18 protein-coding genes and 3 pseudogenes are annotated in these 13,536 nt (G+C 69.4%); 15 read left to right on the top strand and 6 right to left on the bottom strand.

From position 1 onward, the window contains the following. The 4 genes and pseudogenes from ACZ45T_RS36030 to ACZ45T_RS36015 all read left to right on the top strand — a co-directional run. Positions 1 to 95: pseudogene (locus tag ACZ45T_RS36030) on the top strand (DUF4097 family beta strand repeat-containing protein); the annotation flags it as partial. A gap of 68 nt (positions 96 to 163) precedes the next feature. Then, a complete protein-coding gene (locus tag ACZ45T_RS36025) occupies positions 164 to 598 on the top strand; it encodes a hypothetical protein (protein WP_468448358.1) in 435 nt (144 codons plus the stop codon). Between the two features lie 156 nt (positions 599 to 754). Next, positions 755 to 1,084 carry a hypothetical protein gene (locus ACZ45T_RS36020; RefSeq protein WP_468448363.1) on the top strand — a complete coding sequence of 110 codons (330 nt, stop codon included), beginning with the start codon at positions 755 to 757 and terminating at the stop codon, positions 1,082 to 1,084. Further along, on the top strand, positions 970 to 1,530 hold the full coding sequence (locus ACZ45T_RS36015; RefSeq protein WP_468448359.1) for an HIRAN domain-containing protein: 561 nt from the start codon (positions 970 to 972) through the stop codon (positions 1,528 to 1,530). Before ACZ45T_RS36020 ends, ACZ45T_RS36015 begins: the two co-directional genes overlap by 115 nt. Before the next feature lie 306 nt (positions 1,531 to 1,836). Here ACZ45T_RS36015 and ACZ45T_RS36010 read toward each other — a convergent pair whose 3' ends face one another. The 4 genes from ACZ45T_RS36010 to ACZ45T_RS35995 all read right to left on the bottom strand — a co-directional run bounded on the left by ACZ45T_RS36010 (position 1,837) and on the right by ACZ45T_RS35995 (position 4,432). Further along, entirely contained in the window at positions 1,837 to 2,019 is a 183-nt protein-coding gene (locus ACZ45T_RS36010) for a hypothetical protein (RefSeq protein WP_468448357.1), read from the bottom strand. A 168-nt stretch (positions 2,020 to 2,187) separates the two neighbouring features. After that, the gene (locus ACZ45T_RS36005; RefSeq protein ID WP_468448356.1) at positions 2,188 to 3,552 is read right to left on the bottom strand and encodes an MFS transporter; all 1,365 of its coding nucleotides are present in this window, start codon (positions 3,550 to 3,552) and stop codon (positions 2,188 to 2,190) included. After that, positions 3,549 to 4,193: an ArsR/SmtB family transcription factor gene (locus ACZ45T_RS36000; protein WP_468448355.1), complete on the bottom strand. Its 645-nt coding sequence runs from the start codon at positions 4,191 to 4,193 to the stop codon at positions 3,549 to 3,551. Before ACZ45T_RS36000 ends, ACZ45T_RS36005 begins: the two co-directional genes overlap by 4 nt. 116 nt (positions 4,194 to 4,309) lie before the next feature. Beyond that, positions 4,310 to 4,432, bottom strand: coding sequence for a hypothetical protein (locus ACZ45T_RS35995; protein WP_468448354.1), 123 nt, complete (start codon positions 4,430 to 4,432; stop codon positions 4,310 to 4,312). Positions 4,433 to 4,569: 137 nt separating this feature from the next. Between ACZ45T_RS35995 and ACZ45T_RS35990 the strand changes: the two genes are divergently transcribed. The 8 genes and pseudogenes from ACZ45T_RS35990 to ACZ45T_RS35955 all read left to right on the top strand — a co-directional run bounded on the left by ACZ45T_RS35990 (position 4,570) and on the right by ACZ45T_RS35955 (position 10,147). Further along, positions 4,570 to 5,064 (top strand): hypothetical protein, encoded by a 495-nt coding sequence (locus ACZ45T_RS35990; RefSeq protein WP_468448353.1) that lies wholly within the window; start codon positions 4,570 to 4,572, stop codon positions 5,062 to 5,064. A gap of 109 nt (positions 5,065 to 5,173) precedes the next feature. Then, the gene (locus ACZ45T_RS35985; RefSeq protein ID WP_468448352.1) at positions 5,174 to 5,491 is read left to right on the top strand and encodes a hypothetical protein; all 318 of its coding nucleotides are present in this window, start codon (positions 5,174 to 5,176) and stop codon (positions 5,489 to 5,491) included. Positions 5,492 to 6,118: 627 nt separating this feature from the next. Beyond that, on the top strand, positions 6,119 to 6,844 hold the full coding sequence (locus ACZ45T_RS35980) for a dienelactone hydrolase family protein (RefSeq protein ID WP_468448351.1): 726 nt from the start codon (positions 6,119 to 6,121) through the stop codon (positions 6,842 to 6,844). A gap of 187 nt (positions 6,845 to 7,031) precedes the next feature. Next, complete coding sequence (locus ACZ45T_RS35975) at positions 7,032 to 7,913, top strand: RNase A-like domain-containing protein (RefSeq protein WP_468448350.1); 882 nt, start codon at positions 7,032 to 7,034, stop codon at positions 7,911 to 7,913. 11 nt (positions 7,914 to 7,924) lie between these two features. Then, the gene (locus ACZ45T_RS35970) at positions 7,925 to 8,494 is read left to right on the top strand and encodes a hypothetical protein (protein ID WP_468448349.1); all 570 of its coding nucleotides are present in this window, start codon (positions 7,925 to 7,927) and stop codon (positions 8,492 to 8,494) included. Positions 8,495 to 8,561: 67 nt separating this feature from the next. Continuing rightward, positions 8,562 to 9,134, top strand: coding sequence for a hypothetical protein (locus ACZ45T_RS35965; protein WP_399252986.1), 573 nt, complete (start codon positions 8,562 to 8,564; stop codon positions 9,132 to 9,134). Positions 9,135 to 9,159: 25 nt separating this feature from the next. Beyond that, the gene (locus tag ACZ45T_RS35960; RefSeq protein WP_468448348.1) at positions 9,160 to 9,459 is read left to right on the top strand and encodes an RNase A-like domain-containing protein; all 300 of its coding nucleotides are present in this window, start codon (positions 9,160 to 9,162) and stop codon (positions 9,457 to 9,459) included. 12 nt (positions 9,460 to 9,471) lie between these two features. Then, positions 9,472 to 10,147 (top strand): annotated as a pseudogene (locus ACZ45T_RS35955) (contact-dependent growth inhibition system immunity protein). A 275-nt stretch (positions 10,148 to 10,422) separates the two neighbouring features. Here the strand turns inward: ACZ45T_RS35955 and ACZ45T_RS35950 are convergent. Together ACZ45T_RS35950 and ACZ45T_RS35945 are read right to left on the bottom strand one after the other, a co-directional pair. Next, entirely contained in the window at positions 10,423 to 10,680 is a 258-nt protein-coding gene (locus ACZ45T_RS35950) for a hypothetical protein (protein WP_390802682.1), read from the bottom strand. 50 nt (positions 10,681 to 10,730) lie between these two features. Then, a complete protein-coding gene (locus tag ACZ45T_RS35945; RefSeq protein WP_468448347.1) occupies positions 10,731 to 11,084 on the bottom strand; it encodes a hypothetical protein in 354 nt (117 codons plus the stop codon). Between the two features lie 1,133 nt (positions 11,085 to 12,217). Between ACZ45T_RS35945 and ACZ45T_RS35940 the strand changes: the two are divergent. The 3 genes and pseudogenes from ACZ45T_RS35940 to ACZ45T_RS35930 all read left to right on the top strand — a co-directional run. Beyond that, positions 12,218 to 12,631, top strand: a pseudogene (locus ACZ45T_RS35940) (ATP-dependent DNA ligase); the annotation flags it as partial. A gap of 248 nt (positions 12,632 to 12,879) precedes the next feature. Next, positions 12,880 to 13,095, top strand: a complete 216-nt coding sequence (locus tag ACZ45T_RS35935; RefSeq protein WP_468448362.1) for a hypothetical protein — start codon at positions 12,880 to 12,882, stop codon at positions 13,093 to 13,095. A 38-nt stretch (positions 13,096 to 13,133) separates the two neighbouring features. After that, complete coding sequence (locus ACZ45T_RS35930) at positions 13,134 to 13,388, top strand: hypothetical protein (RefSeq protein WP_468448361.1); 255 nt, start codon at positions 13,134 to 13,136, stop codon at positions 13,386 to 13,388. Positions 13,389 to 13,536 lie beyond the last annotated feature (148 nt).

Raw genomic sequence — 13,536 nt, 5'->3', positions numbered from 1 at the left:
GCATCCACAACGCCCTCATGAACACCGAAGGCACCGCCGGCCTCAACATCCACGCCACCACCGCCTACGGCGACATCACCGCCCGCAGCCTCTGACGTGACCCAGGGACAACTTCACGTAATTCCCCAGGCCCTGGCCCGGGCAGGGGGTTACGTTGGCCAGCGTGAACCTGCTGGGGTGGAGCTATCGATATGTGGGACCGCTTGATCTGCGGGCCCTTGTCCGGCCTGAGGCTGAGGGCCGAAGGATCCACTCAGCGGCGGACTTCGACGACTGGGCTTCGGCTCTGGCAGCGGTGGAGCTGGCCGAGCCTTTCACGTTCGTCATCGACTCGGCGGGTGTGCTGCGGCTCGCGCCGCGCCGGAGCGAGCACGTGGTGTGTGCTGGCGGTGGCCCTGTTCTGGGTGCCGGGGAGATGAGCTTCCGTGAGGAGTCCGGGAAGTGGGTGGTCGGTGAGGTGAGTAACCAGTCGACCGGATACTGCCCGGACATCAGCTCGTGGCCGGCCGTCGTAAAGGCGCTGGACGCAGTCGGTATCGAGCACCCTCCCGCACCCACGAGGCGGTGTTCCGGCGCTGCCCCGCCTGCGGTCAGCTGAACATCGTTCGGGATGAGGACTTCATCTGCGTCTTCTGCGATGAGGAACTGTCGCGGGAATGGAACGTGGACGAGTCGGGGCGTTAGTGGATCGGGGGTTTGGAGGGGGCATTCCCGCCCGCGGGACGCCTGCATGTAGAGCGCGAGCTCGGGCCTGGTGCCGCCCGCACCGGACGCCGAGCTCATGGACCGGCTCGAGAAGGCGGCCCGCCGCCTCGCCGCTCTGCCCGACGCCGGGCTGCCGCGGCCACCGGCCCGAGCTGTCCGCGACGATGCCCGCTACATCCTGGGCGAGGCCTGGCGCATCACGCCCGAAGGCCCGCTCGCCGCCCTGCCGGCCATGCTCAAGTACGGCGTCGGCGCGGCCCCCGCCTGCTACGCCGCGAGCCTGGGCGTCCACCAGCGCAGCGCGGCGATTGGCTGGCCGCACGCTGCCCTGTCCCCGAGCCGTCCTTCTCCGACTTCACCGGCTGGCTCGGCAACCTGACCACTGACGAGATCACCGCCATCACCACCCCCAGCGTCGCGGCCCTGCTCATCCGCAGCGCCGAGCGGCGCAGCCCCCGCACCGTCCAGAAGACCATCCTCAGCGGCCGGGGCACGTTCACCACCCCCCTGCGCGGCGTCCGGCATACCTACAGCGACGGGTACCTCGCCGGGCTGCCAGCGGGAACCGTCCTCGACCTCGTCCGCGACCACGACAACCCGATGGACCCCAACGCCATCCGGGTCGAGCACAACGGGCTCCATCTCGGCTGGATCGCCAAGGGCACCGCCCGGCCGCTCGCTCTGGCCCTCGACGACCGGCCCGCCCCCGGGGTCACGGCCGTCCTGCACACCGACACCCGGGCCCTCGCCGACACCGCGGGCACCGACCAGCTGGCTGGCCACGACCAGGTCGAGCTCACCATCACCATCAGCCCGAGGGCATAACCGGTCTCAGTACGTCTCCCCGCTGCGGTCCCCGCGACGGGGACGTGCCGGATCGGTCCCGATCTCGACCCGCCCCCGGCGCCCCCGCAGACCTGCGTGCGCTGAACCCAGGTCGTCAAACAGAGGCTGGCCCTGGTCGTCGAGGAGGTGCCGCCGGGTGTTGCGTGTGAAGTGCGCGCGGCTCTAGTCGCGGTACTTGGCCTGCGCCCGGCCCCGTCCCTCTACGACGCAGGGAATTGCTGGGCGCCCCAGATTGTGGTTGCCGAGCGGCCCTACCGTGTCGTCACAGCGCACAGGACTCGAGGCTTAGTCGCCGCCGGAGACCCATCCGCCGCCGGGATGCTTGGCTCCCCACGCGCTGCGGCCGCCCCTGTGGTGGTGGCCGCCCATGGACGCTGCGCTCGTGATGAGTCCGAACGCCATGAATCCGATGAACTGGCCGGTGGGGGTGGAGAGGAAGACCAGGGTCCAGAGCAGGACGACCAGCAAGAGGGCGAGGAAGCTGATGGTGAGCAGGACCGTGGCGACGTCGTGGACTCCTTGGTGGGGGTCGGTGCAGTTTCCAGGGGCGTAGGCGTCGTCGCAGATGCCGTACGTGCCGCCGTGGCTGGTGCTCGCGGACAGGCGCGGCCTCGGGCGCTCACTCGCGTACAGCTTCTACTGGGCTCGCCCGGTCTTCAGGTCGTCCTGGTGAGAGTGATTGGCATCCGTGTGGTGCAGATTGGAGCCGGCGAGGCTCGGGGGATTGGGCTTGCTGCGGCGAGTCCACAGGAGAGCCCCTGCCAGCAGCACGGTGCCTCCCAGCAGCCAGGGCAGCGGGCTTGGCGGAAGGACACCGATGATCAAGCCGGTGAGAGCTCCCGTCAGCTGCAGAGCGAGAGACTGGACGGACAACGCGGTGGCGCGGCCCTCACTGGTGACACGGCGGTGCAGGATGTCGTTCTCACTCGGTCCCGCCGCGCCGAGCCCGAGGTAGACCAGGCCGTAGCCGGTAGCAGCGAGGACCATGAAGCCCGCTCCTGTGGATGCTGCGGTGGCGCCGAGCAGAAGCAGACCGCTTGCGCTGGTGCCGAGGCTCACCATGACGGCACGCTCGCCGCTTCCTGCTAGCCGGGCGGTTAGGGGTGCGAGGTGGCTGCCCAGACCCGCGCAGATGAATCCGGCGCAGGCGAGCGCGGCGAAGAGCACCGCCCCCGACTCCGCTGCGCCCGTGAGGGCCGCGGCGCGGCCCGGCGTGAGGAGATCGATCGCGGCCAGGGCGCTACCGGCGGCCCCTGCGCTGAGGAAGACCCGGCGGACCAGCGCTTCGCGGGCACCCAGGCGCAGCCCGCCCGCAACGGTGACCGGAATACCTCGGAGTACGTTGCGCAGGGTGGCCGCCGGCCGGGGCGGTTCGGGCAGAGCACTCAAGACGTACAGCACGAAGGCGACCTCTACCACCGCGCCCAGCAGCAGCGGGACGGAAAGGGGGAGCACCAGCTCGGAGGTGGCTTCGCTCAGCCGGGCGCCGAGGTCGGGGCCGAGTCCGAGCAGCCAGGGAAGGACGCCGCCGAGCAGGGTGCCTGCGGCGAGCGCGGCGGATGTCGCGGAGGAGCCACGGGCCAGGCCGGTCCGCAGTTCGGCGCCGGGGCCGGAGTGTGCGTGGACGGTGTCGACGTACCAGGCTTCGGCGGGGCCGCTGGACAGGGCGCGGCCTGCGCCCATCAGGGCCATGCCCAGGCCGAGCAGCCAGGGGACAGTGCCCAGGCCCTGGAGGGTTAAGGCGGCCAGGTTCAGCAGGCCGGCGGCGGCCAGGACGACGCGGCGTCCCAAAACGTCGGAGAGTCCTCCGGTGGGCAGTTCGAGCGCCGCGGCGGTGAGGGAGTGCGCGGCGAAGAAGCCGGCGATGGCGGCCATGGTCATGCCGCGCTCGGTGAAGAGCAGGATCAGGGGGGCGATGGTCAGTCCCAGCGGGAGCCAGAAGAGAACGCAGACCGTGACGTAGCGGCGGCGTGCGGTGGGTATGTCCAGCGGTCTGGTCATGACGCGTTCTCGGCATCTGCCTCCGCAGGGGCGGAGGTGTCCGGCTCCGCGCCGGGGGCGCGCGGTGCCAGGGGCAGCCCGGCGGTGAGGAGTACGACCTGCGCGGCGCGCGGATCCCCTGCATCGCGGGTGGTCAGCTCGTCCAGCTTCCGGTTGAGTACCTCCCAGAGTTCGGTGAGCGACTCGGGGGTCAGGCAGGGCATCAGGTCGCTGATCCCGGAAGGCTCCAGCCACTCCTGCCCCAGCCGTCCGTTGGCGACGTCGGCCTCATGCCGGACGAGAGAAGCCTCTAGGTGCTCGATCTGGACCCTGCGTGACAATGTGACGTAGGCGCGGCTGCCTGGTGAGGCGTCCATTGCCTTGTTGCTCCAGGAGGTGACGGAGTGCACCGCCTGCCAGCGGCGCTCCCGCCCGTCACGGTGTTCGGCCTCGGCGATGAACGCGTGCTTCGCCAGGACTCGCAGGTGATAGCTGGTGGAAGCGGAGGACTCCCCGGTCCTGACCGCGAGTTCGCTCGCGGTGGCCGGGCCGTCCTGCCGCAGCATCCCGAGCAGCCGGATACGCAGCGGGTGCGTGAGGGCCTTCAGGGCTGCTGCGTCCTGCTCGGGGTCGAGTGCGCGTCTTTTTTCTTCGCTGACCATGACGGGAGGGTAGAGCGACCCGGACACTTTCCAAAAGTATTTTTGCAAAAATTCTTTTGGGAGTTGGCTGGCAGGCCCTGTCACCGGTATCGCGCAGGTGACGAGGCTGGCCAGGCTCACGCGTTCGTACGATCCTCGGCCGGCTCCTCATCGCCCGCCCTACGGGGACCCGGCACGGTCACCGCGGCGAGGTTCAGGCGGGCGTCCATGTCGAGGTTCACCTCTCCGTACGGGCGCACGTGCGACCAGATGATGGTCTGCGGGGGAGTGTCAGTGGAGATTCGTCAGCTGGTTGTCAGCGGTGTAGCGCCAGTGACCTGGTAGTTCACATGGACAGGCAGTGGTGGGCTGGTGCTGACACGAGTGACGAATAGCCATGTCATTCGCACGCCGACCATCAGCTCCCCCGGCCCCGGCAGTCCTGCCCGCGCTCCTCGAATCCGACGCGTACCGGGAGATGTGGGCGGCCGTATGGGCCGCGCACGCGGAAGGGGACCTGCCCACCGCGGTCGCCCTCGCCTACAAGCTGGAGACCGCCATGGCCGGCTGGTTCGGCGAGGACGCCGCCACCATCACGGTGTTGACCGCCCGGGCCTGGCTCACCCTCTGCCAGCGCACCGACTGGTACGGGACCACGGAGCTGCTCATCACGACCGCCCTGCACTGCCAGGCCGCCCGGTACCGCCCCGAGGCCGACACGATCCGTACGGCCCGCAACGCGCATGCCTGCTGGCATCTGCTCCGGAAGGAGTCCCCGGAGAGGGCCGCCGACCTCGCGGGCCGGCTGGCGGACATGCTGGCCATTCTGGGCGAGGACTACCGCCGCGACGACGTCCTCGCCTGGACCGGAGCGGTACCCGCTTCCGGTTGAGTACCTGGTTCTGAACCGCGGTCTGAGGTCTGGCGCGCAGCCTGTCTGTGCGTTCGGCTGCGCTGGTCTGCGGCGGGTGACAAAGCACCTGCAAGATCGTTAGCCGGGTATGAACAAGCAACTCGCTGCCGTAGCCCTCGGCCTCGCCACCGCCCTCGGTGCCCTCTCCACTGCCGTCCCCGCCCACGCTGACGAACCCGCCGTGGTCGACCACGCAGACGGCGAGCGCCAGCAGATCATCCTGCACGACATCAACCGGGACGAGATGCAGACCAATGGTCTCGTCGACATGGTCAGGGAGAAGGTCGTGCACACCCTTGCCGGCGCCCCGAACCTCGGTGCGGGGGCGTTGGGTCCGGCGGGGGAGACCCAGCCCGGCTGGGCCGTCATGGGGGAACAGGGGAAGGAGAAGATCGAAGACGAGTGAGAGAGGCCGCCCTCAGATATGGGGACCCTTGGGGGCAGGGCCCTCCAGGCCGCATTCGCGGCCGTCAACCGCACCCGATGGTCAGGTTCACCAAGGTGCACCTGGGCTCCGATTGCTCTGCCACTGGGCGCTTCGTTCGCGGAACCGTCACTGTGACCGTTCCGCGAACGGGTGGCTCTCGGGTGACTTCCAACCTTTCCTGTCCCGTCTCTCGCAACGTTCTCGCTGTCTCACGTGACCTTGTTGGATTCGCGTCTGGTCTCAGGTGACGTTGTCGCAGTTGGCCGGGGCGGAGACTGATTCTCACTCGATGTTGTCGCTCAGTCGGGTTCGCCCCAGCTCTGCGCTCGCGGGGGCTCCTTCTACTGGCCGTCGAGTTCAGCGAACGCTTCCGCGAACACCTTCGCATCCGACTCGTTCGTCGTGTATCCGCCGGTCCCCCAGCGGGAGACCCGGCAGGTCCACCTCCAGCACCGTGCCCAGGGCGATCCGATAACGCTGCCGCGGGAACGGGGTTTGTGACGGATCTGGTGAGCCATCGCCGCATTTCAGAGGCACACCCGCGCTGTTCTGCCAGCGGCAGAACACCGGCCCGACCGGGCTCGACGATCACTACAGTCCAGTCTCATGACGACGATTACCACGCGCACGGTCGAGTACCCGGCCGACGGCCTAACGATGATCGGGCACCTCGCGCTCCCGGCCGGCGTCGACCTCCGGCCCGCGGTGCTGCTTGGACCAGAAGGCCCGGGGCTCAGCAACGTCGAGCGCCGCCGGGCCGATGCGCTCGCCGAACTGGGATACGTAGCGCTGGCCTTCGACCTCCACGGCGGGCGCTATTTGGGCGACCCCGACGAGATGCTGGCCCGTTGCATGCCGCTGCTCGCCGACCCCGACCGGATGCGGGGCATCGGCCACGCGGCGCTCGACGTGTTGCGCGCCGAACCGCGGACCGACCCCGACCGGATCGCCGCCGTCGGCTACGGCACCGGGGGCGCCATCGGGCTGGAACTCGGGCGCGACGGCGTCAACCTGCGCGCGATCGGGACAGTCAACGCACTGACCACAGGCCGACCGAGCGAGACGGCGCGCATCCGCTGCCCAGTGTGGGCCGGGGTCGGGTCGGAAGACCCGATCATGCCGCCCGCGCAACGGGACGCGTTCACCGCCGAGATGCAGGCCGCGGGCGTCGACTGGCGCCTGGTGGTCTACGGCGGCGCCTTGCACGCCTTCCACCACCCGCCGGTCGACCAGCCCGTGGTCCCCGGCGTCGGCTACCACCCACGGCACGCGCAGCGGGCCTGGCGCGACGTCGTCGACCTGCTCGCCGAGTGCCTGCCCGTGACGGAGTGATCTGGTCAGCAACCGTGATTCCGGGCCGCGAACCAGGCCGGTCGACCGCCACCGACTCCGGTTTGTGGGACATCACCGCAGCGAGTGTGGCAGGGCCCTCGACGAGAACCGCAACAGGGCGGAGACCGGCCGTAGCTGGCGGACCAATCGGGATCTGCCGCCCACGGGCCGGCGTCCCATCGTCGACGTGCTGAAGAAGACGGCGGACGCGCTTCAGGAGACCCTCGACCACCTGGCCCAGGTCATGGACACCACCAGGGCGACGACCGAGCGTTGCGGCAAAGAGGCCGCCAGGGCCACGGCCAAGGACTTCACGACCGGCCTGGACCTGAGGGACGTCACCAAGCTCGCGGTCGGCGCGATCGTCGGCGAAGTCATGCTCTCATTCCGGTCTCACATGGACCAAGCCGCTGTGGATGCAGCCGTCGATAATTATCACCGTGAGTTCGACGCAGCGGCCGACAAGCTGATTAAGCCCGTACCGGAATTGGAAGAGGCGATCCTCAGCGCCCCGACGTACCAGTCCGAGATCGCGCGCGCCCAGGGGTTCGGTGCGCGGTCGCTCAACGAGTTCAAGCAGGAGCACAGCTGGCAGCGCGGCGGCGAGAGCCCCACCCCGTTCATGTACTCGTTCGACCTGGCGGCGAACGAGGACCTCGGGGGCGCGCATACCCTGGACAAGCACGTCGGCAAGACCGACGAACAGCTGTTGCAGCGGCACCGTGACGAAGCCAAGGGATCGGGCAAGCTCCAGCTCATGTCGACGTCCAGTTTCCCCGATTTCGAATCGGCGCAGAAATACACCCAGTACAACATCCGCCACAACACTGCCGAGATCCAGGACTGGCTGAAGAATCCGCCACCCAATCCCGCTTCCAGATCCTTTCAGGTGGCGACGGTACCGTTGGAAGGCCCACTCCAAGGGAATGCGGTGACAGGCCGGACCTCGGAGAAAGTGGGCCCGTCCCAGGCCGGACCTGTCCATGACGCCCATGGGGTGAGCACTCGCCTCAAGTACGATCCGAACCTCAACCCGCCCTTCGTCGTCCTCACGTCGATGCCTGAATAGGGGAGCGAACAATGGACGATCTCACGGCGGACGCCTGGGCAGACGGACTCGCACTGTACGAGGACCGCTGGGCATTCACAGCTGTGGCCCCACGTGACCACGTGGAGTGGTGGTTCGACGTCGCGGCGGTCATGCGCGGTGAGACCGCTGATCCGCGAGGGTGGGCTTCACTCGACCCGTACGAGGAGGATGTCGACCGCGAGGTCGAGACGTTCGCCTGGATCGAGCCCCCCACCAGTACAGCGGACGTGGAACGCTTCAATTCCTCCGTCGAAGAACTCCCCCGGTCCTCGGTCCAATCACTCATGGTCATTCTCGCAGTCGTCGGCATGAATGTGTCGAAATCCCGTGACTTCGAGGATCGCCGGCCGGAAATGGAGCGCCGTGCCCGGGTGTTGCTTTCGCGCTTCCCCGATGGCACCTGCTTCTACTCCAACGTCGATTGGAAGGGCGAGCATCCGAACTTCTACGAACAGCCGGTCAACGGGACCAGTCCGTTCAGTCGAAGCCGTTGGGACGCAGGCCTGATCGCGGTCAACGACACCGAAGTCGCTCTGATCTGGACTTTCGAATCCTTCTGACCTTCCGACCTGACGGGGGAAGTCCTTGCTCACCCGAACCGCCACCTACCCGACCGGGAAACCGCCAATGACTGAACTCACTGCGGAGGCATGGTCGGACGTACTTGAGCTGTACCAGTACAGCTATACCGCCGTCTCGGTCGCCCGGCGCGAGCACGAGGAGTGGTGGATAGACGTTGCCGCGATCATGCATGGTCAGACGTCCGACCCTCGCGGATGGCTGTCGCTCGATCCGGACGAGGACGAGTTCGAACGTCTGGACGACCCACTGTTCCCCTTCGTGGAAGCCCCTACGACGCCGGCAGACGCGGTGCGCTTCCGACCGCGAGTGACCGAGCTGCCCCGGAAGTCGGTCCGGTCATTGTTGGTCCTGCTCGGCATTCCCGGCCTGGACGTGGCCAATGCCGCAGAGTTCGACCACCATCGGCCGGAGATGGAACGCCGGGCTCGCCTGATCCTTTCGCGCTTCCCCGAAGGCACGCGCTTCTACTCCAATGTCGGCTGGAAGGGCACGAACCCGGACTTCTACGAGCAGCCCGTCCGCCTGACGGATCCGTTCAGCCGCTACGGCTGGGACGCCGGTCTGATTGCGGTCAACGACACCGAAGTCGCGATGATCTGGCACTTCGACCCCACCTGATCAGACCCACCGAACTGGGGAACCCATGCTCACCCGAACCGCCACCTACCCCGACCGGGAAACCGCCCAGTGGGCCACCGAAGAGGTCATCAACCGCAACGAACAAGCGATCCACCGCTGGCTCGCCCAAGCCACCCGCCCGCGTATCGCCCTCGAAGCGGCCTGGCCCTCCCACCCCGATCCGGTCGGCCGCGTCCTGCTCCAGGCCATGGCCTTCGCCGGGCGCGGGCCGGTGGACGTACGGGCCGCACGGGTCGTGCTCCGGCGCGAGCCCGACGCGCCCCACGGTTTCGTCGTGCACACCACCGTCCCGATCTACCTGTAGAGGCCGTCCCCGATGTCCATGAAGCCCATCGACTTCGACCGCCGCTATGGCGAGCTGGACCAGGTGATCAGCGCCTACCTAGGCCAGCCCGCCGACGACGAGCAAGATCGGCCGAGCCGCGCTCTCCGGGCCTACCTGCGGCACACCTGGCACACCCGCCCCTGGGCCCTGTCCGTCGCGGAGCAGCAGCTGCGCGCCTACGCGCACAACCCGCCCGGCCGGCTGCGCCAGCGGCTCGGCGAGTTCTACCCGGTTCCGGACGTCGGTCTGCCCGAGGCCGAGATCCAGGGGGTGGCTCCTGCTGACCGCCGACCACATCAAGCAGAGCATCGAGAGCGGCGAGGTCCCTCGCCCGTCGGGTCTGCCCGAGACCCACTGGGAATGGCACGCCCGTTTCCCCGAGCTCGGACAGTTCCTCGGCGGCTGGTTCTCGCAGGACATGCCAGACGAGTTCACCGACCACGAGGCGGCCGTCCGCGACTACGCCGACTCGACGGACCGCACTCTCGTGGCCCGCGTCGTCGGCGAGATCTGCGAGCTGCTCGCACTCGGACTGGACGAGGCCGACCACGCAGTCGCCGTGGCAGAACTGGGAATGGAGCTCGAACCGCCGGGAGACCACTCTCCGGGCAGCTGGCTCAGTGCCGTTGCCGATGAGCTGAGCGGCTTCCGGCCCAAGCACGTGTAGCCGGCTACTGCCGGTGGCGACGGCGGTCCCGTCAGGCCCGAGAACGGCGTACTGGGGTATGGACTCCAGCTCGACGACCGAGCCAAGGCGAGGTACTTCGACCCCACCCTCGATCAGCTGGCGGTGTAAATCCTGCAACACGCACTTCCTTAGATGCGCCGATCACGGCAGGACGTGATCGGCGATAGTGCAGTTAACGTGGCACCGGGCGCAGGGGCCGGTCTGGCTGGGTGCCCAGGTGACGACCTGCGGGCGGGGCGTGGTGGTCTGCTCGTTCATGCTGCTGCCTCCCCGTCCGCCGGTGCGGAGGTGTGGGTGCGGGCGGCGCGCCGCAGCTCGACGCCGCCGGCCCGCCAGGCGGTGGGGGCCGCCCAGTAGGGATGGGTGCACAGGGTTCCGGAGAGGGCGATCAGCCGGCGCCGCAGCACGGTCGTACCGGCCCCGGCGGGGGCCTGCGCGAGCTCGGCGTACGTCTGCTGCCACGCCCTTTGGAGCGTGATCAGGTCCTCGGAGAAGCGGAACGGTGGTCTCACACCCCCAGTGAAACACGTGTTCGATTTACTCGGCGAACACCACGCTCCGGTCATCGGCCGTAGGTCTGGTGGCAGAGCGCGGCCACGGCAGGGCTGGTGACGCCGTGCGCGGCGCGGCACAGCTCTGACATGCCCGCGGCCCCCGCCCCTGGCGCGCGTACCGGACGGTGCGGTGCGGGCGTACGGGTCGGCCGCTTCACCTTCCTGGGCTTGGGCTTGGCAGCGGGGCGCACGGCGGGCCGGGGCGGGGTCGTCCGGCGCGGCCGTACCGGGCCTTCGGCCCTGCGGTCGGGAGCCCGCCGGGCGGGCTGAGTCTCGGCGGCCGCCTCGCGGGCTGCGGGCGCGGGAGCACGGCCGGCCTCGGGAACGGCGCCGGCCGGAGGTGCGGCCGCAGACTCGGGCATGGGGGAGAGGGGTAGCGCCGCCCCCGTGTCCGGTCGTGCGGGCCGGGGGTCGACGGGGTGCTTTTGGTCTTCCGCTACCGCGACGGGCGAGGCCCCGGCGGGCCGGGTAGGTGCGGGATGGACGGTGACGCATCCCGAGGCCGCGAGCAGCGCGACAAGGAGCAGAGGCAGGGACCAGCGACGCATGCCGCCACCGTGCCGCACACGCCCCGCAGGGAGCCTCCGACGGGCCCGCTGCGCCCCTCGGATGGATGATGCGACGGCCGTCCTGCAGAGCCGCCTCCGGCTGGTCTGGCGGACCCTGGAAGAGGGGCAGGCAAGCCGTGAGGGAGGCCCCGTGACGCTCAGACCGCCGGTTGAGCCGATGCTGGCGCAGGCCGCGGAGTCGGTGCCGGGCCCGGCGGCGCTGCGGGCCGGGGTGGCGTACGAGCAGAAGTTATGGACAGGGTTCAGTGCCGGCAGCCGTCCATTGAGAATCCGACGGGCGTGGCATCACCGCCAGAGGACACTCAGTGGTCGCTGACCTCGGCTCGTACACTGTCGGCGTCGAGGTGTAGTTCGTAGACCGTGGAACAGTCTGCTGCCAGTGTGGCCACCGGTTGTCCGCAGGGGCAGGCGCGGTTGAGGCCCGAGTCGCCCAGCGGGCCCGAGCAGCAGCCCATACTCGTATCCACCAACATGATCAATCCGAGGGCGTCCTCAGGGTGGAGGACGATGTTGTTGCGTGGGCCGGCCGACTTGAGAAGCCCTCGCTCGTCCGCCTTCCAGCCTGAGCGGGACTGAGCGGGACCCCCCTCCTCATCGTCTCGGAATGCCACATACGGCGCACCCCACGGCTCAGGCTCGATTGCGTAGTGCCCTGCAGGCACTGTGGCGGGTGACCGCCGCGACTCGCCCCCCTCCTCATACGGTGGCGGTTGCGGTACCGCCTCCATCGGTGTCAGGTCGGGGGTCAGAGCTGCTCCGCACCCGAGGCAGCAGAAGATCGTCATGCCTCGTTCTATCTGCCCACAGCACGACGCGCATCCCAGTTTCCGGGCGCAGCGAAGCTCTGCGGACAGCCCAACAATGCATAACAGAAGCTGGACGGTCACCGGGCGCTGCTGTTCACGGCGGCCGGCCCCGGCGGCACGGTGCTGGTGCAGACCCGCCGCGGGGCGCTGGTCCAGGACCGGTGGCCGGACCTGGTGGCGGCCGCCGAGGCGCAGTTGCCGCACGGCCTGGTCCTCGATGGCGAACTGGTCGTCTGGGACACCGAGGCAGGCCGGTTGTCCTTCGAGGCGTTGCAGCGCCGAGCCGCCACCCGCGCCCGCGGCGCCGCCGGCCTCGCTGCCCGGTGGCCGGCCTACCTGGTCGCCTTCGACGTCTTGCAGCTGAACGGCCAGGAGCTTTCGACGCGCCCGTACGCCGAGCGGCGCGCACTGCTGGAGAACCTGTTCTCCGAGCACGCCCTGACCGCGCCGTGGACGCTCTGCCCGATGACGACGGACCTGGCCAAGGCGCGGGAACGGCTGGAGTCCTGGACGGACGTGTCGGGCGTGGAGGGGATCCTGGTCAAGCCCCTGAACGGCCGCTATCTGACCGGATACCGCGGCTGGACCAAGATCAGAAGGCGGGACACCACGGAGACGATCGTCGGCGCGATCACCGGAACCCTGACCCGCCCGCAGCTCCTCGTCCTCGGCCGCCACGACCAGGACGGCCGACTGCGCACGGTCGGCCGCACTGTACCGCTGCGCCCGGACGCCGCCCGGCAGGTCGCCGAGCACCTCACCGCGGCCGCGCCCGGACACCCGTGGACGGGCGCGAAGTTCTCGGCGACTGGGGGAGCCGCGACGTCCTCGACACCACCCTCGTCCACCCCGCCCTGGCCGCCGAGGTCAGCGCCGACCGCGCCATCGACCACGGTGGCGTCTTCCGCCACCCGCTCCGCTTCCAGCGCCTGCGCCTGGACGTCACGGCCGAGGACGTACCCCGGTTCGGCCAGGGTCCGGCTGCGGCGGCCGGATGACCGGCGCACCCTGCTGCCGGTCTCCTCGTTGGCCGGGCATGAAGATCCTCGCTTCCTCCACACTCGCTGTGGCGGCCCTGCTCCTGGCCGCCGTTCCCGCCTCCGCCGACGACACCCCCAGCGGGTCGAAGGGCGCCATCGGGCAAGGCAGCTCATCGCTCGGCTTCGGAAGCTCCGACACCGGGGACAGCGATGGTGGTCACGCGTCCTCGAACCGCCACCTCGTGAAGACGGGCGACCCGGGGGCCCTCTCCGACCTGGTCAACAACCTGAGCAACCCGCAGCCGCAGTGAATAAGCCCTGAGACGGCCGACGGCATCGACCGCCGTCCTGCGGCCGCCTGAGCGAGCACCCCCGACGACCCCCAGCGGGGGGGGGGGGGGGGGGGGGGGGGGGGGGGGGGGGGGGGGGTGGGGGGGGGGGGGGGGGGGGAGGACGGAA

Source organism: Streptomyces sp. NPDC030995, from assembly GCF_055571215.1.
The sequence above is the reverse complement of the archived record's forward strand: the minus strand, read 5'-3'. Positions and strand labels throughout refer to the sequence as shown.